General features: G+C 47.5%; 20 protein-coding genes and 1 other annotated feature. All 20 genes read right to left on the bottom strand.

The annotated features are described in order from the left end of the window. Nucleotides 1–30: 30 nt before the first annotated feature. A complete protein-coding gene (locus AAIH57_RS28445; protein WP_175394098.1) occupies nt 31–279 on the bottom strand; it encodes a ribosomal L7Ae/L30e/S12e/Gadd45 family protein in 249 nt (82 codons plus the stop codon). 205 nt (nt 280–484) lie between these two features. Next, nucleotides 485–4,099 (bottom strand): DNA-directed RNA polymerase subunit beta', encoded by a 3,615-nt coding sequence (gene rpoC, locus AAIH57_RS28440; RefSeq protein ID WP_175394099.1) that lies wholly within the window; start codon nt 4,097–4,099, stop codon nt 485–487. Nucleotides 4,100–4,211: 112 nt separating this feature from the next. Continuing rightward, nucleotides 4,212–7,757 (bottom strand): DNA-directed RNA polymerase subunit beta, encoded by a 3,546-nt coding sequence (gene rpoB / locus AAIH57_RS28435; RefSeq protein WP_175394100.1) that lies wholly within the window; start codon nt 7,755–7,757, stop codon nt 4,212–4,214. 393 nt (nt 7,758–8,150) lie between these two features. Beyond that, the gene (locus AAIH57_RS28430; protein WP_430023819.1) at nt 8,151–8,768 is read right to left on the bottom strand and encodes a class I SAM-dependent methyltransferase; all 618 of its coding nucleotides are present in this window, start codon (nt 8,766–8,768) and stop codon (nt 8,151–8,153) included. 96 nt (nt 8,769–8,864) lie between these two features. Then, nucleotides 8,865–9,227 (bottom strand): 50S ribosomal protein L7/L12, encoded by a 363-nt coding sequence (rplL, locus tag AAIH57_RS28425; protein ID WP_175394102.1) that lies wholly within the window; start codon nt 9,225–9,227, stop codon nt 8,865–8,867. A 73-nt stretch (nt 9,228–9,300) separates the two neighbouring features. Further along, nucleotides 9,301–9,804, bottom strand: coding sequence for a 50S ribosomal protein L10 (gene rplJ / locus AAIH57_RS28420; RefSeq protein ID WP_095293427.1), 504 nt, complete (start codon nt 9,802–9,804; stop codon nt 9,301–9,303). Nucleotides 9,805–9,828: 24 nt separating this feature from the next. Continuing rightward, nucleotides 9,829–9,975 (bottom strand) — a sequence feature (ribosomal protein L10 leader region). A gap of 67 nt (nt 9,976–10,042) precedes the next feature. Beyond that, nucleotides 10,043–10,735 carry a 50S ribosomal protein L1 gene (gene rplA / locus AAIH57_RS28415; RefSeq protein WP_175394103.1) on the bottom strand — a complete coding sequence of 231 codons (693 nt, stop codon included), beginning with the start codon at nt 10,733–10,735 and terminating at the stop codon, nt 10,043–10,045. A gap of 95 nt (nt 10,736–10,830) precedes the next feature. Further along, complete coding sequence (gene rplK, locus AAIH57_RS28410; protein ID WP_175394104.1) at nt 10,831–11,256, bottom strand: 50S ribosomal protein L11; 426 nt, start codon at nt 11,254–11,256, stop codon at nt 10,831–10,833. 68 nt (nt 11,257–11,324) lie between these two features. Further along, a complete protein-coding gene (gene nusG / locus AAIH57_RS28405) occupies nt 11,325–11,858 on the bottom strand; it encodes a transcription termination/antitermination protein NusG (protein WP_056697652.1) in 534 nt (177 codons plus the stop codon). A gap of 22 nt (nt 11,859–11,880) precedes the next feature. Further along, nucleotides 11,881–12,072: a preprotein translocase subunit SecE gene (gene secE / locus AAIH57_RS28400; RefSeq protein ID WP_024633600.1), complete on the bottom strand. Its 192-nt coding sequence runs from the start codon at nt 12,070–12,072 to the stop codon at nt 11,881–11,883. A 21-nt stretch (nt 12,073–12,093) separates the two neighbouring features. After that, the gene (gene rpmG / locus AAIH57_RS28395; RefSeq protein WP_072735843.1) at nt 12,094–12,243 is read right to left on the bottom strand and encodes a 50S ribosomal protein L33; all 150 of its coding nucleotides are present in this window, start codon (nt 12,241–12,243) and stop codon (nt 12,094–12,096) included. A gap of 306 nt (nt 12,244–12,549) precedes the next feature. Continuing rightward, nucleotides 12,550–13,194: an RNA polymerase sporulation sigma factor SigH gene (sigH, locus tag AAIH57_RS28390; protein WP_024633601.1), complete on the bottom strand. Its 645-nt coding sequence runs from the start codon at nt 13,192–13,194 to the stop codon at nt 12,550–12,552. 171 nt (nt 13,195–13,365) lie between these two features. Continuing rightward, a complete protein-coding gene (locus tag AAIH57_RS28385) occupies nt 13,366–13,887 on the bottom strand; it encodes an NYN domain-containing protein (protein ID WP_430023818.1) in 522 nt (173 codons plus the stop codon). 5 nt (nt 13,888–13,892) lie between these two features. Continuing rightward, complete coding sequence (rlmB, locus tag AAIH57_RS28380) at nt 13,893–14,639, bottom strand: 23S rRNA (guanosine(2251)-2'-O)-methyltransferase RlmB (protein WP_175394106.1); 747 nt, start codon at nt 14,637–14,639, stop codon at nt 13,893–13,895. 76 nt (nt 14,640–14,715) lie between these two features. After that, entirely contained in the window at nt 14,716–15,150 is a 435-nt protein-coding gene (locus tag AAIH57_RS28375; RefSeq protein WP_430023824.1) for a Mini-ribonuclease 3, read from the bottom strand. Between the two features lie 83 nt (nt 15,151–15,233). Beyond that, nucleotides 15,234–16,634, bottom strand: coding sequence for a cysteine--tRNA ligase (gene cysS / locus AAIH57_RS28370; RefSeq protein WP_430023817.1), 1,401 nt, complete (start codon nt 16,632–16,634; stop codon nt 15,234–15,236). 27 nt (nt 16,635–16,661) lie between these two features. Then, complete coding sequence (gene cysE, locus AAIH57_RS28365) at nt 16,662–17,330, bottom strand: serine O-acetyltransferase (protein ID WP_175394108.1); 669 nt, start codon at nt 17,328–17,330, stop codon at nt 16,662–16,664. Nucleotides 17,331–17,940: 610 nt separating this feature from the next. Beyond that, entirely contained in the window at nt 17,941–19,404 is a 1,464-nt protein-coding gene (gene gltX, locus AAIH57_RS28360) for a glutamate--tRNA ligase (RefSeq protein WP_175394109.1), read from the bottom strand. Nucleotides 19,405–19,439: 35 nt separating this feature from the next. After that, complete coding sequence (ispF, locus tag AAIH57_RS28355) at nt 19,440–19,916, bottom strand: 2-C-methyl-D-erythritol 2,4-cyclodiphosphate synthase (protein ID WP_095293433.1); 477 nt, start codon at nt 19,914–19,916, stop codon at nt 19,440–19,442. Continuing rightward, a complete protein-coding gene (ispD, locus tag AAIH57_RS28350; protein WP_430023816.1) occupies nt 19,913–20,605 on the bottom strand; it encodes a 2-C-methyl-D-erythritol 4-phosphate cytidylyltransferase in 693 nt (230 codons plus the stop codon). Before ispD ends, ispF begins: the two co-directional genes overlap by 4 nt. Nucleotides 20,606–20,619 lie beyond the last annotated feature (14 nt).

Here is a 20,619-nt window from a genome sequence, read left to right as displayed (position 1 = left end):
AGTTCTCGGACAAAAACGTTCCTTACCCTATCATTTTGCGACAGCAGCCATTGCTGCTCCCACTCCAATCCCGCAAGCTTTGCCGAGATTTTTCATTGTGTCCACTCTCGTGTACTTTACATTGTGTTGTTCACACAAGGCAATGATTTTGGAAGTGAGCTGCGGATCACTATCTTCAGCCACATAGACCTCAGCAGCCATTCCTGACTGGACCATCCGCATGGTCTGTTTAGTACCTATTTTGACATGAGCATCTTGCAGGCCTTTTTCATTAGACATTGTTCATTCCTCCGAATAGGACATATACAATCAGCTGCTCACGCACCTTTGATATATTAGCATCTAGCGCAAGCAATGTCAATGCTAATCCCAAAACATTTATTCAAAGATTTCGCACATCAGGAAACGTCCGTCTGTATTAAACAACCGTCCGCTCCCTGACGCACAAAACTTCTATCCCTCAATCTAGCGAGAGAAAATCTATTTAATCAACAGAAACCGGCTCAAGTTCTTCTACTGAAGATTGGCCATCTTCCGGCTCAGCAAACTTGATGCTGCGGTAACGGTTCATACCTGTACCCGCAGGGATCAGTTTACCAATGATTACATTTTCCTTCAGACCGAGCAACTGATCGACTTTACCTTTGATCGCTGCATCTGTCAGTACACGTGTAGTCTCTTGGAATGACGCCGCAGAGAGGAAGGAGTCTGTTTCCAGGGACGCTTTTGTAATACCAAGCAGGATTGGTTTCGCAACCGCTGGCTCTTTATCACTAAGAATCGCTGTTTTGTTAGCTCTTTCGTACTCATGCGTATCCACGAATGATCCCGGCAGCAGCGTTGTATCCCCTGCATCAACGATGCGGATTTTACGCAGCATTTGACGGATCATAACTTCAACGTGTTTATCGTTGATTTCTACGCCTTGGTTACGGTATACGCGTTGTACTTCCTGCAAAATGTAGTTCTGTACGCCACGTACGCCTTTAATGCGCAGCATTTCTTTTGGATCGATAGAACCGTCCGTCAACTCGTCGCCTGCTTCAATTTCCATGCCTTCGCTAACGCGCACACGGGAACCGTAGGTAACAGAGTACACTTTGGATTCTGCTTCACCTTGAATTTCGATCTCGCGACGATCTTTTGCTTCGCGGATCTCTTTGACAATACCGTCAATCTCACTGATCGTTGCTTGACCTTTAGGATTACGAGCTTCAAACAACTCTTGGATACGCGGCAAACCTTGCGTAATATCGTCTCCGGCTACACCACCGGTATGGAATGTACGCATTGTAAGCTGTGTTCCTGGCTCACCAATGGATTGGGCAGCAATAATACCAACTGCTTCACCGATCTCCACATGTTTACCAGTCGCCAGGTTGCGACCGTAACATTTTTTGCAGACACCGTGACGAGCGCGGCAGCTGAGTACGGAACGGATTTGCAATTTGGTTACACCCGCTTTGATGATCGCCTCTGCTTTGTCAGAGTCAATCAGTTCATTGCGATGTGCGATAACTTCTTTTGTTTCCGGATGACGAACAGTCTCGAAGCAGTATCTGCCTTCAATACGGTCATAGAGATCTTCAATAACCTCTTTACCATCCTGGATACGGCTTACCGTAAATCCTTTATCTGTACCACAATCATCTTCACGCACGATCACGTCTTGTGCCACGTCTACGAGACGACGAGTCAGGTAACCTGAGTCGGCTGTACGCAGGGCCGTATCGGCCAAACCTTTACGGGCACCGTGAGTCGAGATAAAGTACTCGAGTACTGTCAGACCTTCACGGAAGTTCGATTTGATTGGGAGCTCGATGATACGACCGGACGGGTTGGCCATCAGACCACGCATACCGCCCAATTGGGTGATCTGCGATTTGTTACCCCGTGCTTTGGAGTCAACCATCATCATGATGGAGTTGTAACGATCCATCGACTTCATCAGAATCTCGGTGATATCATCTTTCGATTTCGACCAGATATCAATGATGCGGTCATAGCGCTCTTCGTTCGTGATCAGACCACGACGGTACTGGTTCGTAACGATTTGTGCTTTTTCTTCGGATTGTCTAAGGATATCTGTTTTCTCATCTGGAACGATAACATCCGACACCGCAACCGTAATACCGGCACGAGTGGAGTATGTGAACCCGAGTTGTTTGATTTTATCCAGAATAACGGCAGTTTCCGTTGTATGGTAAATTTCAAAACAACGAGCGATGATTGTACCCAGATATTCCTTACCAACACCACCAGCTAGAGGTGCGTTCATGATCGCTTCTCTCAGGTCAGTCCCCTTCTCATATACAAAGAAATGCTCCGCAGTACCTTGGTAGAGGTTCGAACGAGTTGCATCATTGATATAAGGGAAACTTGCCGGGAAGATTTCGTTAAAGATGATTTTACCGACAGTTGTCAGCAACATTGCATCTTGTTGTTTTTCAGTAAAGCTTGTTTTGCCAAGCGCTTTAACCGGAATCGCTACACGTGCATGCAACCCAGCAGTACCACGTTGATACGCAGATACAGCTTCGTTAACAGTACGCAGGATCATGCCTGTTCCCTTTTCTTCCTTGTTGTCCATAGTCAGGTAGTAAGAACCCAAAACCATATCCTGGGAAGGGGTAACAACCGGTTTACCGTCTTTCGGGTTCAAAATGTTACCTGATGCAAGCATCAGGATACGTGCTTCCGCTTGTGCCTCAGCGGACAATGGAACGTGCACGGCCATTTGGTCACCGTCAAAGTCGGCATTGTATGCTGTACATACAAGCGGGTGAAGACGAATAGCTTTACCTTCAACCAGAATCGGTTCAAATGCCTGGATACCGAGACGGTGAAGCGTAGGGGCACGGTTCAGCAAAACCGGATGCTCCTTGATTACTTCTTCAAGAACATCCCAAACTTCAGGACTTACACGCTCTACTTTACGTTTCGCGCTCTTGATATTGTGGGCAAGCCCTTTATTTACAAGTTCTTTCATAACGAAAGGCTTGAACAGTTCAAGTGCCATATCTTTTGGCAGACCACACTGATACATTTTCAGGTAAGGTCCAACAACGATAACGGAACGACCGGAATAGTCAACACGTTTACCGAGCAAGTTTTGACGGAAACGTCCTTGTTTACCTTTCAGCATGTGGCTGAGCGATTTCAATGGACGGTTACCAGGACCCGTTACCGGGCGTCCGCGACGACCGTTGTCGATCAATGCGTCAACAGCTTCCTGCAGCATCCGTTTTTCGTTTTGTACGATAATGTCTGGTGCACCCAAATCCAGCAGGCGTTTCAGACGGTTGTTCCGGTTAATTACACGGCGATACAGATCATTCAGGTCAGACGTTGCAAAACGTCCACCATCCAGTTGTACCATTGGGCGAAGTTCCGGCGGGATAACAGGAAGTACATCCATGATCATCCACTCAGGTTTGTTACCCGAGTTGCGGAAAGCTTCAATAACTTCCAAACGTTTGATTGCACGGTTACGACGTTGTCCTTGTGCAGTGCGGAGCTCTTCCTTCAGGAATTCAAGCTCTTTGTCCACATCAAGGTCTTGAAGCAGTTTCTTAACCGCTTCTGCACCCATGCCAGCCTGGAACCCATATCCGTATTTTTCACGGTAGCTGCGATATTCCTTCTCGGACAACAGCTGTTTTTTCTCCAGTGGAGTTTCTCCTGGATCAGTTACTACATAAGATGCAAAATAGATAATCTCCTCAAGTGATCTTGGAGACATATCCAAAGCGAGACCCATGCGGCTCGGAATACCTTTGAAGTACCAGATATGCGATACCGGAGCAGCGAGCTCAATATGGCCCATCCGTTCGCGGCGTACTTTTGCACGTGTTACTTCAACGCCACAACGGTCGCAGACAACGCCTTTATAACGGACGCGTTTGTATTTACCACAGTGACATTCCCAGTCTTTCGTAGGGCCAAAAATCTTTTCGCAGAACAGCCCTTCTTTTTCCGGTTTCAACGTACGATAGTTGATCGTTTCCGGTTTTTTCACTTCTCCGCGGGACCAAGAACGAATTTTTTCTGGGGAAGCAAGCCCGATCTTCATGTATTCGAAATTGTTGACGTCCAACAAGGAGCAACCCTCCTTAACCAATTCCTGTATTCTAGGTTACGCCCTCTCCGGCCGAAGCCGGAGCAAGACGCGAGCCTGATGAAAAACGCCGGTCATCATGCGCCCGAAGCGGTTACTCCACTCCGACCTCTGAACCCTCAAGGTTGAGGCTGAGCTTGTCGCTCGCAGCGTCATCTTCATCGTCCATTTCTTTCATTTCAATCTCTTGCTCATCTTCGCTCAAAATCTTAACGTCCATACCCAAGCTTTGCAGCTCTTTGATCAATACTTTGAATGATTCAGGAACACCTGGTTCCGGAACATTCTCACCTTTGACAATGGACTCATACGTTTTCACCCGACCAACAACATCATCGGATTTAACTGTCAAGATTTCTTGCAGAGTATAAGCAGCGCCGTAAGCCTCAAGCGCCCAAACTTCCATCTCCCCGAAACGTTGTCCACCGAATTGGGCTTTACCACCAAGCGGCTGTTGCGTAACGAGTGAGTAAGGACCTGTGGAACGGGCATGGATTTTATCATCAACCATGTGCGCCAGCTTGATCATGTGCATGACGCCGACAGTTACTTCACGTTCAAATTCTTCACCCGTACGGCCATCGTACAGAACGGTTTTACCATTACGCTGCATACCTGCTTCTTCCATCGTATCGAAGACGTCATACTCCTTCGCTCCGTCGAATACAGGGGTAGCTACGTGAATACCGAGCTGCATGGCAGCCATACCCAAGTGAACTTCGAGTACTTGACCGATGTTCATCCGGGAAGGTACGCCCAGCGGGTTAAGAACGATTTGAACTGGTGTACCGTCCGGCAGGAAAGGCATATCTTCTTCCGGCAGGATACGGGCCACGACCCCTTTGTTACCGTGACGTCCGGCCATTTTATCACCCTCGGAGATTTTCCGTTTTTGAGCGATATACACACGAACGAGTTGGTTAACACCAGGAGGCAGTTCATCACCGTTTTCACGGGTAAATACTTTCACATCAACTACGATACCGTCAGTACCGTGAGGCACACGCAAGGAAGTATCACGTACTTCACGTGCTTTCTCACCGAAAATCGCATGCAGGAGACGTTCCTCTGCAGTCAGTTCAGTTACACCCTTAGGTGTTACTTTACCAACCAGAATATCGCCAGCGGCAATTTCAGCACCGATCCGGATAATACCGCGCTCATCGAGGTTACGCAGCGCTTCTTCCCCAACGTTCGGGATATCACGTGTGATCTCTTCAGGTCCGAGCTTGGTATCACGCGCTTCTGACTCATATTCCTCGATGTGGATGGAAGTATAAACATCTTCCTTAACGAGTTTTTCACTAAGCAGAATCGCATCCTCATAGTTGTAACCTTCCCAAGTCATGAAGGCAACTACGACGTTGCGTCCCAGAGCCAATTCACCCATTTCCGTCGAAGGACCATCGGCGAGGATGTCACCAGCTTTGACAACAGCACCCCGTTTGACGATCGGACGTTGGTTAATGCATGTTCCTTGGTTCGAACGCATAAATTTGTGTAATTTATATTTAACGATATCGCCTTTAACTTCCTGACCATCTACCTCTTCCACACGACGGAGCCAGATCTCATTCGCAGAAGAGCGCTCAATAATCCCGTCATATTTGGAGACAATACATACACCGGAATCTTTTGCAGCTTTGTGTTCCATACCTGTTCCTACAAGCGGAGCTTTAGGAATCAAGAGTGGAACCGCCTGCCGCTGCATGTTCGATCCCATGAGCGCACGGTTGGAGTCATCGTTCTCAAGGAACGGAATGAGCGCCGTAGCGACGGATACAACCTGTTTAGGAGATACGTCCATGTAGTCAACTCGCTCACTCGGCATCGTAAGGATGTTATCCGATTGCTTGTTGTAACGTACAATGATCGCTTCTTCTTCAAATGTACTATCTTCATTCAACTTCGCATTCGCTTGAGCGATAACATAGTTATCCTCTTCGTCTGCTGTCAGGTAATCGATTTGCTCGGTTACAACACCCGTCTTCGGATCTACCCATCGATACGGAGCTTCAATGAAACCATACTCGTTCACACGGGCAAATGTAGACAAGGAGTTGATCAAACCAATGTTTGGTCCCTCTGGTGTCTCGATCGGACACATCCGTCCATAGTGGGATGGATGGACGTCACGGACTTCCATGCCTGCACGCTCACGCGTCAAACCACCTGGTCCGAGTGCGGACAGACGACGTTTATGCGTCAATTCACCCAATGGGTTCGTTTGATCCATAAACTGTGACAGCTGGGAGCTACCGAAGAACTCTTTAATGGATGCGATAACAGGACGTATGTTAATCAGAGCCTGCGGCGTGATTACGTTAGCATCCTGAATGGACATTCTCTCACGAACGACACGTTCCATACGGGACAAACCGATACGGAACTGGTTTTGCAAGAGTTCACCAACCGAACGCAGACGACGGTTACCCAGGTGATCGATATCATCTGTGCTTCCGATGCCGTGCAGAAGGTTAATGAAATAACTGATCGAAGAAATGATGTCAGCCGGTGTTACGTTTTTCACTGATTTATCAATGTTTGCATTGGCAATCAGCTTAACGACTTTACCATCTTCAATTGGTGAGAATACATCAATGGTTTGCATTGGGATATCATTTGCATCCAGAACGCCGTTAGCCACGTGATACGTGCGGAAGCCAACGCTTTTCTCCAGATGCGGCATAATTTCATCCAGCAAACGACGGTCAACCATTTGACCTGCTTCGGCGATAATCTCACCTGTTTCAGTATCAACGAGAGACTCAGCCAAACGTTGATTGAACAAACGGTTTTTGATGTGGAGCTTTTTGTTGATTTTGTAACGACCCACGTTAGCCAGGTCATAGCGTTTTGGATCAAAGAAACGTGCTACGAGCAAGCTTTTCGCATTATCCAGCGTTGGCGGCTCGCCCGGACGGAGACGCTCATAAATCTCAATCAGCGCTTTCTCCGTGGAGTCAGTATTGTCTTTGTCCAGCGTGTTGCGAATATATTCGTCATTACCGAGCAGATCCAGAATCTCAGCGTCTGTGCCAAAACCAAGTGCACGCAGGAGAACCGTAACTGGTATTTTACGTGTACGGTCGATCCGGACGTATACGACATCCTTCGCGTCCATCTCCAGTTCGAGCCAAGCGCCGCGGTTAGGAATAACTGTAGCGGTATACGTTTTTTTGGCGTTCTTATCTACTTTGGTACTGAAGTAAACGCTAGGAGAGCGAACCAACTGGCTGACAATAACCCGTTCCGCACCATTAATAATAAATGTGCCGGTTTCGGTCATCAGCGGGAAATCTCCCATGAATACTTCCTGCTCTTTGACTTCTCCGGTTTCCTTATTAATGAGCCGGACTTTGACCCGAAGCGGTGCTGCATAAGTAACGTCACGCTCTTTCGCGTCGTCTACTGTATACTTCGGTTCACCGAGACTGTAATCGATAAATTCCAAAATCAAGTTTCCTGTAAAATCCTGGATCGGCGAGATATCCTGGAACATTTCGCGCAACCCTTCCTCCAAAAACCAATCGTAAGATTTTTGTTGGATCTCAATCAGGTTCGGAACTTCGAGTATCTCGTTAATTCGTGCATAACTGCGCCGAGTGCGTCGACCATATTGAACAAGATGTCCTGCCAACTTAAACTCACCCCTCAATGTCTACTCACTTTAAAAATTTCGTTGCGAACCTCTGTTTGTAACCTTATAATGGTACACATACAGAGCAAAGCAATGCATCCACAAATAAAGAAAAGCCCTTACTCGAATGTCGTTCGAAAAAAGAGCAACTTTGATCGGCGGATGTCTTTCCAAATCATACTTATCCCCAGTTTGCCCAAAATGTACATATTATACGCCAAACGTAGGCATAATAAGCCCGTTCGGCGTAAAAAAAGCTTGACATTTTTAGTTAGCTAAAGCCAAGTAGGGCATCTTAATACTGACATTTTACAATAATACCACGACCTGATTTTCAAGTCAATAGTCCTATTGCAAAAAAAATCATCCCCTGCTTACTTTACAAATCGGAAACTAGTCTATGGACGAATCCTCCGCTTTCACCGCTTTGAAAATCCGGTAGCCTTTATCCTTCGTCACTTCTTCCACTCTGCCAAACAAGGATTCCAACTTCGCTTTTGCGGAAGGAGCTCCCTGCTTTTTCTGAATGACAACCCACAACGATCCGCCTACCTTCAAATGCTGATATGCCTGCTCAAATATGGCATGAACCGTTTCTTTTCCCGCTCGAATTGGCGGGTTGGTCAGGATTACATCAAAGTCTTTCTTATTTACTTCAGCCAGTAGATTGCTTTGCATTACTGTTACATTTGTAATTCCATTTGCTTTTGCATTTTCCCTGGAAAGTTCAACCGCTCTCTCGTTGATATCGATCATGGTGACATGTCCTTCCGGTGCAAGCTTGGCTGCCGTAAGACCAATCGGTCCATACCCACAACCCACATCCAGAACATGAGCTCCAGCAGTTAACTCCATTGCATCAATCAGCACTCTGCTGCCGTAATCAATTCCGTTTTTGGAAAATACACCTGCATCCGTAACGAGTCGCAATTTCCATCTACGAAGCTCCGCCTCAGTTGCCCGTCTGTCATGTGCGACCTGCGGTTTGTCCGAATAATAATGATTGGACATGTCCTCACTCACTTTCCATATACAATTACAGCAACAAACCCCTTGATATAAGTCAAGGGGTTTGTTGTTTTGTTCATTTAGCTAATGAAAGCCAAATTATTTAACTTCGATTGAAGCGCCTGCTTCTTCCAATTTAGCTTTGATGGATTCAGCTTCTTCTTTGCTAACTTTTTCTTTCAATGCTTTTGGAGCATTGTCAACTACTTCTTTAGCTTCTTTCAGGCCAAGACCTGTGATTTCGCGAACTGCTTTGATAACGTTGATTTTGGAAGCGCCAGCGCTTGCCAAGATTACGTCGAATTCGGATTGCTCAGCTTCTGCAGCTGCAGCGCCGCCACCAGCAACAGCTACTGGAGCTGCAGCAGTTACGCCGAATTCTTCTTCGATTGCTTTAACAAGATCGTTCAGTTCCAGTACAGTCATGCCTTTGATTGCTTCCAAGATTTGCTCTTTACTCATGATTGAACCTCCATATATAATTTTATTTTTTTTGTAATTCAGTGCCACCTAAGCAGCTTTCAGATCAAGTAGCTTACGCGCCTTGTTCTTCTTTTTCCGCAACAGCTTTAACCGCAAGCGCGAAGTTGCGCACTGGCGCTTGAAGCACGCTGAGGAGCATGGAGAGGAGACCTTCGCGGGATGGCAGTTCTGCCAATGCTTTAACTTCTTCTACTCCGATTACACGACCTTCAACAACTGCACCTTTCAATTCCAGTGCGTCGTTCTTTTTCGCGAAGTCGTTCAGAATTTTGGCTGGAGCCACAGCATCTTCGGCGCTGAATGCAATTGCAGTAGGACCTGTAAGAACGCTATCGAGTTCTGTCAGTTCTGCTGCAGCAGTCGCACGGCGAAGCAATGTGTTTTTCAGCACTTGGAATTCGATTCCGGCTTCACGAAGCTGCTTACGCAGCTCAGTTACTTGGGCAACGTTCAGACCGCGATAGTCAACAACAACTGTCGTAGCGCTCTCGCGCAACTTTGCTGTAACTGCATCAACGGACTCTTGTTTTGCTTGAATCACTTTTGCGTTTGCCAAACTGTACACCTCCTGATCAAATTTATCCCATTAAGAAAAGCCTCCGTAGAATCACGAAGGCTTGATATATACTCATCATCGATTTACATCGTTCTAAGTTCTATAATCACACCTCGGTAGGAAATTAAGCCTGATGGCACCTACTGTCTACGGCAAGCATATTCAAATGTCAACGGTCAGTCACTCGGACTCACAACTTTTATAGAATATCAGAACAGGACAAGCCTGTCAAGAACTATTATCTAAAAGCTGCTGCGTTCACGCGTGCGCCAGGGCCCATCGTGGAAGAAAGACTTACATTCTTCAGATAAACACCTTTTGCTGCCGCCGGTTTAGCACGGTTCAAAGCATCCATGAGAGCTTTAAGGTTCTCATTCAGTTGCTCAGAAGAGAAAGAAGCTTTACCGATCGGTGCATGAATTTGACCTGCACGATCCAGACGATATTCGATTTTACCGGCTTTGATTTCTTGAACAGCCTTGGATACATCGAAAGTTACCGTTCCGGCTTTAGGGTTAGGCATCAGACCTTTACCGCCGAGCAGTCGGCCCAATTTACCTACTTCACTCATCATATCTGGTGTCGCTACGCAGACGTCGAATTCGAACCAGCCTTGTTGGATTTTGTTGATCATGTCTGCATCACCAACATAGTCCGCGCCAGCCGCTTCCGCTTCTTTCGCTTTGTCACCTTTTGCAAATACCAATACGCGTTGTGTTTTACCTGTGCCGTGTGGCAAGACAACAACACCACGTACAGCCTGGTCTTGTTTACGTGGGTCAACGCCCAAGCGTACTGCTGCTTCGATGGTTTCATCGAATTTTGCAGTGGCTGCCTTTTTCACAAGCTCTACAGCTTCTGAAGGCTCGTAAGTTGCTTCGCTGTCAATCAGCTTAGCAGCTTCCAGGTATTTTTTACCGTGTTTAGCCATGTTATATTCCTCCTTTGTGGTGTTAGCGGATATACCTCCCACATCAACCGGCCGCGAATCGGCCGGCTTTACGAAGCCATGTTTCAAATGAAAGATTAGTCTTCGATGGTGATACCCATGCTACGGGCAGTACCTTCGACCATACGCATTGCGGACTCAACGCTCGCTGCATTCAGGTCAGGCATTTTTTGTTCTGCGATTTGACGTACCGCATCACGTTTAACGGTAGCAACTTTTTTCTTGTTCGGTTCGCCGGATCCTTTTTCAACTTTAGCTGCCACTTTCAACAGAACTGCTGCTGGTGGAGTTTTAGTGATGAAAGTAAAGGAACGGTCTTCGAATACTGTGATTTCAACAGGAATAATCAATCCCGCTTGATCGGCTGTACGAGCGTTGAACTCTTTACAGAATGCCATGATGTTGACACCTGCTTGACCCAAAGCTGGACCTACCGGAGGCGCTGGATTCGCTTTACCTGCTGGAATTTGCAGTTTTACCATTTTGATTACCTTTTTTGCCATGATTGACACCTCCTTGCAAAATAGTGGTTAACGAACCTTTCGGTCCTCCCACAAGAAACTTGAAGAGACTATATCTTCTCCACTTGCGTATATTCCAACTCAAGCGGTGTTTCCCGTCCAAACATGTTCACATGCACTTTCAACTTGCTTTTGTCTACCAAGATTTCTTCCACGGAGCCCACAAAATTCGCAAAAGGACCAACTTTGATACGTACGGATTCCTTAATGTCGAATTCAATTTTCGGCTTCGGCTCAACCATGCCCATATGCTTCAGAATTTGTTCCACTTCTTCAGGCAGCAGAGCGGTTGGTTTGGACCCGGAACCTGTCGAACCGACAAATCCCGTAACACCTGGTGTATTGCGAACAACATACCAAGAGTCATCCGTTTGGATCATTTCCACCAAAACGTAACCGGGGTAAACTTTACGCATTACGGTCTTTTTCTTACCGTCCTTGTTTACCACTTCTTCTTCCATAGGAACAAGAACGCGGAATATTTTGTCTTCCATGCCCATGGACTCTACGCGTTTTTCCAAATTGGCTTTGACCTTATTCTCATACCCTGAGTAGGTATGAACGACGTACCATCTTTTTTCCATATCAAGCCACCTGGGACCCTTCTTAAATAATCGCTTCGATCACAGCGGAGATGCCGATATCAACGACCCAAAAAAACAGCGTCATAACCACAACAGTACCAAGAACGATCAATGTGTAGTTGGTCAGCTCTTTACGATTAGGCCAGCGAACTTTTTTAAGTTCAGCCCAGCTTTCTGAGAAAAAGGAAATCAGAGATTTGAAACTACGTTTCACGCCGACTACACCTCCCAAAAACTATCTGGTTTCGCGATGAGAAGTCTGCTCGTTACAAAACTTGCAAAATTTCTTCATCTCCATGCGGTCGGGGTGATTACGCTTGTTTTTTGTCGTAGTGTAATTTCTTTGTTTGCAGTTTGTACAAGCCAAAGTAATAATTACCCGCATGATGTACACCTCCCGAAGACTTCCACTTTAAAGGAGAGTCTCTAAATTGATCCTAAAAAAAAGCCGCGAATTTAGGCCTACCTAAAACACTTTATCACAAGGGTATAACCATGTCAATGAAAGAATAGCCTTTCATTACTGGGTAAAAGTTCCGTACAAAAAACGTGTAGTTCGGGCGTCTCTGATTTTTTCTCTTCTCCTGCTTGGACCAAGCGATTACTAGTATTATCAATCTTTTGACTTATAAACTTAAAGCAGCAAAAAAAGACTCAAACCCCGAGCCTTTTCCGTCATCAACAACATTGTTCAATTATCTCGAACTTCCAGGTACTTTTCAAGTTTGCGCTTAACACGCTGGAGTGCATTGTCAATGGACTTCACATGCCGATCCAAATCTACTGCAATCTCTTGATAAGATCTCCCGTCCAGATACAACATCAACACTTTTCGCTCCAAGTCACTTAAAATCTCTGACATCTTATCTTCCAGGCCCACAAATTCTTCCTGATTAATGATAAGCTCCTCAGGATCACTGACCTGGGTTCCACAAATCACATCGAGTAACGTACGATCGGATTCTTCGTCATAAATGGGCTTGTCCAATGATACATAGGAATTAAGCGGAATATGTTTCTGACGTGTTGCCGTCTTGATTGCCGTAATAATCTGTCTGGTGATACACAGCTCGGCAAAAGCTTTGAACGAAGCCAGTTTGTCCCCTTTGAAATCACGGATGGATTTGTAGAGGCCAATCATTCCTTCCTGAATAATATCTTCCCGGTCTGCCCCAATCAGAAAATAAGATCTTGCCTTGGCGCGTACAAAGTTGCGATATTTGTTAATCAAAAACTCCAGCGCTTCGCTTTCACCTTCACGGACCGCTTCGACAATGTCTTCGTCACTTTGGTAATCATACTTAGATAACATGATATCTTTGAGGTCGACACTCACAGACAATCCCTCCGGCTGCAACGCAAGGTACACCGTTACTCTACTCTATGAAATATACGAACAGTATATATGATGGCACCTCACACCGTCAACCACGCTCTGCCTAAAAAAGAACATCAATAACATAATTGTCAAGACTTTCAATATTGAAATATTTGTAAAACCATACTCCTATTCCCTTCGCCAACGCTCAAACTGCTTCAGAACTTCCGGGCTGAGCTTGGCTCCAAGTGTATTACGCTTGGACTTGGCCTGGTCTTCCTGCAGACGTTTCTGCAGTTCTTTTTCATTCTGCTCGACTTCAATCAACAGTTCCCTTGCAGATACACGCAGTGCTCCCTGTCCAAAAATGACATGCTGTTCTACCATATCGCTTGTGGCCACATAGATTTGGCGTCTCCGCGAGCTTAGTTCCCGTACGAGTCTCTCAATGCATTCGTCAGCCGTCTCTTTTTCCTTGGTGAAATATATCTGCACTTTGCTCTGTGTAAATGTTTTACCAAGTCCGGGTACGAGATAGGCATCAAAAACAACGATGACCTTGCGACCAGAGAACGCCTGATAATCAGCAAGACGGAAGAGGAGACGATTCCGCGCCTCCTCCAGCCCGCTTTCCGCCAGTCTGGACAGCTCTGGCCAGTCGCCAATCATGTTATACCCGTCTACCAGAAGCACATCCCGGGAATCAGCCATACCATCTATCCCTGTGCTTGGCGCGAACGGAGCACTTCGTACATGACAACACCCGCCGCCACGGAAGCATTCAGAGAGTTAATCTGCCCTTGCATCGGCAGCTTGATCAGCACATCGCATTTTTCCCGAATGAGCCTTCCCATACCTTTGTTCTCGTTCCCGATCACCAATGCCACTGGACCAGTAAATACCCCGTTACCAAATACACTTTCCTGCGCAGCTACATCTGTACCCACAACCCAAACGCCTGCTTCCTTGAGACGATCGATCGTTTGTCCCAGATTGCTCACACGTGCCACGGGTACATACTCCACAGCCCCGGCGGATGTTTTGGATACCGTAGCCGTCACTGCAGCCGAACGACGTTTGGGTACAATCACGCCATGAGCCCCCGTGCAGTCCGCTGTCCGCAAAATCGAACCAAGGTTATGCGGATCCTCAATCTCATCCAGTAGAATCAGAAACGGTTGTTCATTTTTGGCATGTGCCGCTGCGAGGATGTCATCTACCTCCACATAAGCGTATGGCGCTGCTTGGGCAACAACCCCTTGATGCTGAATACCTGGTACCGTTTGGTCCAGTTTACGCTTGTCCACATGCTGAATCACGATACCGAGTTTCTTCGCCTCCGCGATAATCGGTTGAGTCAAATGCTTCTGTGCTGTATCCGCGATCCATATTTTATTAATGGTCCGGCCTGAACGCAGCGCCTCCGTCACGGAGTGCTTACCAGCAATCCATTCTTCTTCCATTTTGTTCGATCCTCTCTATTGCGCCTTGCAAGTACTCCCTTGCAGGCTTGTACCACAAGGACGGCTATGTTTAGTTTTATTTTGTCGGTGATTGCGAATTGTTTTCTGCATGCTCGATGCCCTGGGTAATCAGTTGGATCATGCGATCATGCCGACCACTACTGTACAGGTAACCAATAAGGCACTCCAGCGCCGTGGCATGTCTGTATTCCAGTACATCCGCATTTTTGGGGATACTGCCAGACTTGGCGTTACGCCCCTGCCTTACAATGTCGCGCTCTTCCTCGGTCAATACTTCCTCTATCCCTGTCAGAATGCGGCTCTGTGCCTTGGCTGATACCAAACCTGTTGCACTGCGGTGCAGATGGTTTGGGCGCATATTGGCTTTGGACAACAAATACTGCCTTACCGCTACCTCATACACCGCATCACCGATGTAAGCGAGGGCGATCGGAGGAATCAGCCTTGCAGGACGGGAAGGCGGGTATGGAAACCACCCTCCCTGTGCCATTACCTCTGTTTGTTCTCCACCTGAACGTTCACTCTGCTCAGATTGTTCGACAGTTTCAGACAACTTTTTCAGCTGTTCCTCGCTCATTTGCGCCGCCATCTCATCCCTTGAGCCGTATCCTCAAGCAATATGCCCTGCGCAGACAATTCATCTCTGATTTCATCAGCACGTGCCCAGTTCTTGGACTTGCGTGCCTCCGTACGCTCTTCAATCAGGCGTTCAATCTCTTCATCCAGAAGCTCTGGCTCAGCGTCCGTATAAATGCGAAGTACCGCATTCAATTCACTGAAGAGTTCAAGCAGCGCACGGATTTCCGCAGCGTTCACGACTTCTTTTTGCACCAGCTGGTTTGCTTCAGCAGCCCATTCAAACAAAGCTGTAATCGCATCCGGAGTATTGAAATCATCCTGCATTTTCTCATGATACTGCTGACGGATCTGCTCCAGTTTGGCAGCAAACTCTGCCGTAATATCCTGATCTACCGTTACTGCCTGCAAACGATGCTTCAGATTGCCTACGGCATTCGCGATCCGATCCACACTGTTTTGCGCTTGTTCCATTGTATCTTCGGTAAAGTTCAGCGGATTGCGATAGTGTGTCGACAACATGAAATATCGAATGGCTTCACGTTTGTACTGTGTCCGAAGGTCTTTTACAAGCACTCCGTTACCGAGCGATTTCGACATTTTTTCGTTATCGATGCGGATAAATCCGTTATGCATCCAGTAGTTGGCGAGCGGTTTGCCTGTCAACACCTCGGATTGGGCGCATTCGCACTCATGGTGCGGGAACTGCAGATCCTGTCCGCCTCCGTGTATATCGAGCGTATCACCCAGGTATTCACGCGCCATGGCAGAGCACTCGATATGCCAGCCTGGTCTTCCATCCCCCCAAGGGCTGGACCAATAGATCTCACCCGGTTTAGCCGCTTTCCAGAGTACGAAGTCTTCCGGATGTTCCTTGCGTTCATCTACACCAATCCGGATCCCAAACTGCAATTCCTGCAGGTTCTGCTTTGACAATTTGCCGTACTCCTCGAATTTGCCGGTGCGATAATACACGTCGCCACCATTTTCATAGGCAAATCCCTTCTCAACCAGCTCACGGATAAAATCAATAATGGGCGGCATATTCTCCGTTACTCTCGGGTTACTGCTCGCCTTTGGAATCCCCAGTCCCTCAAGATCTTCGTAGTACGCCGCAATAAACTTCTCTGCGACATGAGGAACATCCGTACCAAGCTGTTCAGCTTTGCGAATCAGTTTATCATCAACATCCGTGAAGTTTACAACGTAGTTCACTTCATGTCCTGTCTGTTCCAGATAACCGCGAACTGTGTCGAAAAAAATAACCGGACGTGCATTTCCGATGTGAATGTAATCATACACTGTCGGTCCGCATACATACATTTTCACTTTCCCAGGCTCTTGGGGAACGAAATTCTCTTTGGTACGACTCATCGTATTGTAAATTTGAAGCGTCATGGTCACTTTCCTTTCATCCATACTTCCTTATTTATTTATTGTATCACGGGAATTCTCACTCTTGCGGGTATCCTGTAGTGTACGCACCTCTTCACGCAACCGTTCAATCTCTTGCTGCATACTGCGCAGGGAGTCAATGACCGGATCGGGCAGCTGCTGGCTCAAACGGTCTACCCGTCGTCCATCCTGTTTGACGATTCTTCCCGGTATGCCTACAACGGTGCTGTTGGATGGCACTTCTTTGAGTACCACGGAGTTGGCTCCAATGTTACATTGATCACCAACGCTGAATGAACCGAGTACTTTGGCTCCGGATGAGATAACCACATTATTGCCAATCGTCGGGTGTCTCTTTCCTTTTTCTTTCCCTGTTCCGCCAAGAGTAACCCCCTGGTAAATAACAACATCATCGCCAATTTCACAGGTTTCTCCAATAACGACGCCCATTCCATGGTCAATAAACAACCGATTCCCAATGGTAGCTCCAGGGTGAATCTCGATTCCTGTCATAAAACGGCTGATCTGCGAAATGAACCGGGCGACCGAGAACCAACTGCGTTTGTAAAAAAAGTGTGCGATCCGGTGCGCCCATATCGCATGCAGCCCCGAATAGGTGAATACGACCTCGAACCATCCCCGGGCAGCCGGATCGTTTTCAAACACCGCCTGGATATCTGATCTGATCTTCTTAAACATGCTCGTTCCCCTCTTGTTCAGGTCTTCGTCCTCCGGCATCCCGGACGGCGCAGCCCTCTTGGTAGTGTACTGCTGACTCGCCCTAAACAAAAAACGCCCCTGCAGCATAATGCTGCAGAGGCGTTAATCGCGGTCCCACTCTGCTCGGTTCACTCTTACATAACAGGATTGGTCAGCCAAGTACGCTGTTCCTTTCCTGCACAAATAAAAATGCACCCTCAAGCGGTTCGGTAACGGAAACCAACCGTCACAACCTATCCTGACGTTTTCCTCTTCTGCACGTTCAAGAGGCGGGGCCGGATTCGGCTGTGCAGCTCACGGGCGCATTTCGACTGACGGACAGCGGATGGCTCACAGCCACCGCAGCCAAAGAAATTCATTCTTTGCCGCGGGGCCATCCTCTCTGAATCTGTCCGGTTCAGTCTACTCCTCCCGGTCTTTGCTGTTCTATGGATTAATGTAAAATGTTTAAATAATGATTAATGTCATTTAACCTTCGTGTTGCTATTATAGCGAAAAGGTTATGGACTGACAACAGCCTTGCGGCATCTTTGGCCAAACTAAATACCTGAGTTCAGGAACAGAAATACACGGAGCTAACCGTCCTGTATTACGCGCCTTTCACCTGTGCATGCAGACGCTCGATAACCGTATCCCGGCCAAGCAGCACGATCGTCTGATTCAGGTCACGTCCATGAGTCTGCCCAGTCAGCGCAACACGAATAGGCATAAAGAGCTGTTTGCCTTTAAATCCGGTTTCCTTCTGTACTTCCTTGATCAACGCAGCCATTTTGCTTGGTGTAAACTCTTCGCTTGCCTGCACTTTATCGGCAAAGGCCTTCAGAACCGTTGGTACCTGTTCTTCCCCAAGTACTGCGGCAGCTTCTGCATCAAGCTCCAGATGGGAGCGGAAGAACACCTCAGACAATTCCACAATGTCGGAAGCTGCCGTCATTTGCTCCTGATACAAGTGAACGAGCGTATTTGCCCATTCCTTCTGTTCAGGTGACAACTCAGAAGCAATCCGGCCTGCCTTTTGCAGATGTGGAATAGCCATTTCAGCAATACGTTCCGGGTCTGCATGTTTAATATAGTGATTGTTCAAGTGCGCAAGCTTATGCGTATCAAATACAGCAGGGCTCTTGGACAAACGTTTGGTATCAAAGATGGAAATCAGCTGCTCCTGCGAGAAAATTTCCTCTTCACCTTCTGGCGACCAGCCAAGCAGGGAGATGAAGTTAAACATCGCTTCCGGCAAATAGCCGAGCTGATCATATTGTTCAATAAACTGAATGACGGATTCATCCCGTTTACTCAGCTTCTTGTGATTTTCATTCACGATCAGCGTCATGTGACCGAATTGCGGCGGCTCCCAGCCCAGCGCTTCATAGATCATCAGCTGGCGAGGTGTATTGGAGATGTGATCTTCCCCACGGAGAACGTGGGAAATCTTCATTAGGTGATCATCCACTGCAACTGCATAGTTGTAGGTGGGAATGCCGTCCTTTTTCACAATGACGAAGTCGCCCGATTCCTTGCTGTTGAATGAAATTGTGCCTTTAACCATGTCATCGAACGTATATGTACGTTCTTCCGGTACACGGAAACGAATACTTGCAATACGGCCCTCAGCTTCAAACGCACTGATTTGCTCTGGGGTCAGGTCACGGTGCTTGCCCGAATAACGCGGGGTTTCTCCACGTGCCGTCTGCTCCTCACGCTCCTGCTCCAATTCTTCTTCCGTACAGAAGCAGCGGTAAGCCAAACCTTTGTCCAGAAGTTCCTGGGTGTATTTGCGGTAAATGTCCAAACGTTCCGTCTGACGGTAAGGTCCGTATTCTCCGCCCACATCAATACTTTCATCCCATTCGATTCCGAGCCATTTCAAATATTTCAGCTGGCTTTCTTCACCACCGGCAATGTTCCGTTTCACGTCAGTATCTTCAATACGAATGATGAATTTCCCGTTATTATGCTTAGCATACAAATAGTTGAACAGCGCCGTACGGGCATTCCCGATATGCAGGTGTCCCGTTGGACTTGGCGCGTAGCGCACACGAACTTCTGTGCTCATAAAATATCCCCTCCGTATCTAGTTGGTTGATAATATCATACACGAACAAGGCAAACAACCGATTGGGCGGCAATGCCCTCTCCCCGTCCAGGGAATCCGAGCTGCTCTGTGGTCGTTGCTTTCACATTTACCTGGTCAACATCCGCTTCCAGCGCTTTGGCAATAACCTCAGCCATCTGTGGAATGTATGGAGCCATTTTCGGCTTTTGTGCAATAATGGTTGAATCGATATTGCCCAAACGATATCCGCGGTCTTTCACGAGCTGCCATACATGCTCCAGCAGTTTGAGGCTGTCCGCATCCTTGAACTCCGGATCGGTATCCGGAAAGTGTTTGCCGATATCCCCGAGTGCAAGAGCACCCAGAATCGCATCACTTATAGCATGCAGCAGCACGTCTGCGTCCGAGTGTCCAAGCAAGCCTTTTTCATAAGGAATGGTTACTCCGCCAATAATGCACGGACGTCCTTCCACCAACTGGTGTACATCAAATCCCTGTCCTACACGTATCATCGCTTCTTCTCTCCCCCAAGCAAAAACGCGGCATATTTCAAATCTTCCGGCGTCGTTAATTTGATGTTGGTATAACTGCCTTCCACAACCTTGACGGGCAAACCCTGGCGCTCAGCCAGCATCGCATCATCTGTCCCAAGGAATCCGTCGTTTGCCGCCGACTCGTAAGCACGCAGCAGCGAAGAAAGACGAAAAGCCTGCGGGGTTTGAATACTCCACAGACTGCTGCGGTCAGGCGTCGCCGTAACGATCCCCTCCACATTCACTTGTTTAATCGTATCCTTAACGGGAACGGCGAGTACAGCGGCTCCCCCCGACATCGCGGCCTCCATGCAACCTGTAATCTGCTTACGGTCAACAAAAGGACGTACCCCGTCGTGAACGAGAACCCAATCCGTCTTCAGGGCCTTCAGGCCTTCATGAACAGAATGCTGTCTCTCTTTCCCTCCGGGGATGACACGGACACGCGACTCCAGTCGGTATTCTTTTACCCAATCCAGGCAGCGTTCAACATCTGCGGCTCCGGTTACCAGCACCATTTCACTGATCTCCTTCAGAGCGGCAAACACCTCAAGCGTATGTATGAAAACGGGCTTGTCCTGCAGCAGCAGAAACTGCTTGCTCTCGGTTGTGCCCATTCGGGTTCCCCGACCTGCTGCCACAATGACGACACCCCACCCTTTATCCATGCCGCAATCCCTGC

The organism is Paenibacillus sp. MABNR03 (genome assembly GCF_050455445.1).
GTDB classification, from domain to species: Bacteria; Bacillota; Bacilli; order Paenibacillales; family Paenibacillaceae; genus Paenibacillus; species Paenibacillus xylanilyticus.
This window is presented reverse-complemented; position numbering and strand designations above follow the sequence as displayed.

Bases quoted from the DNA above. Each gene is read 5' to 3' on its own strand.
- AAIH57_RS28445 (WP_175394098.1), bottom strand. From the start codon at position 279: ATGTCTAATGAAAAAGGCCTGCAAGATGCTCATGTCAAAATAGGTACT.
- AAIH57_RS28430 (WP_430023819.1), bottom strand. From the start codon at position 8,768: ATGTCCAATCATTATTATTCGGACAAACCGCAGGTCGCACATGACAGA.
- rplL (WP_175394102.1), bottom strand. From the start codon at position 9,227: ATGAGTAAAGAGCAAATCTTGGAAGCAATCAAAGGCATGACTGTACTG.
- rplA (WP_175394103.1), bottom strand. From the start codon at position 10,735: ATGGCTAAACACGGTAAAAAATACCTGGAAGCTGCTAAGCTGATTGAC.
- rplK (WP_175394104.1), bottom strand. From the start codon at position 11,256: ATGGCAAAAAAGGTAATCAAAATGGTAAAACTGCAAATTCCAGCAGGT.
- nusG (WP_056697652.1), bottom strand. From the start codon at position 11,858: ATGGAAAAAAGATGGTACGTCGTTCATACCTACTCAGGGTATGAGAAT.
- rpmG (WP_072735843.1), bottom strand. From the start codon at position 12,243: ATGCGGGTAATTATTACTTTGGCTTGTACAAACTGCAAACAAAGAAAT.
- AAIH57_RS28385 (WP_430023818.1), bottom strand. From the start codon at position 13,887: ATGGCTGATTCCCGGGATGTGCTTCTGGTAGACGGGTATAACATGATT.
- rlmB (WP_175394106.1), bottom strand. From the start codon at position 14,639: ATGGAAGAAGAATGGATTGCTGGTAAGCACTCCGTGACGGAGGCGCTG.
- AAIH57_RS28375 (WP_430023824.1), bottom strand. From the start codon at position 15,150: ATGGCACAGGGAGGGTGGTTTCCATACCCGCCTTCCCGTCCTGCAAGG.
- cysS (WP_430023817.1), bottom strand. From the start codon at position 16,634: ATGACGCTTCAAATTTACAATACGATGAGTCGTACCAAAGAGAATTTC.
- cysE (WP_175394108.1), bottom strand. From the start codon at position 17,330: ATGTTTAAGAAGATCAGATCAGATATCCAGGCGGTGTTTGAAAACGAT.
- gltX (WP_175394109.1), bottom strand. From the start codon at position 19,404: ATGAGCACAGAAGTTCGTGTGCGCTACGCGCCAAGTCCAACGGGACAC.
- ispF (WP_095293433.1), bottom strand. From the start codon at position 19,916: ATGATACGTGTAGGACAGGGATTTGATGTACACCAGTTGGTGGAAGGA.
- ispD (WP_430023816.1), bottom strand. From the start codon at position 20,605: ATGGATAAAGGGTGGGGTGTCGTCATTGTGGCAGCAGGTCGGGGAACC.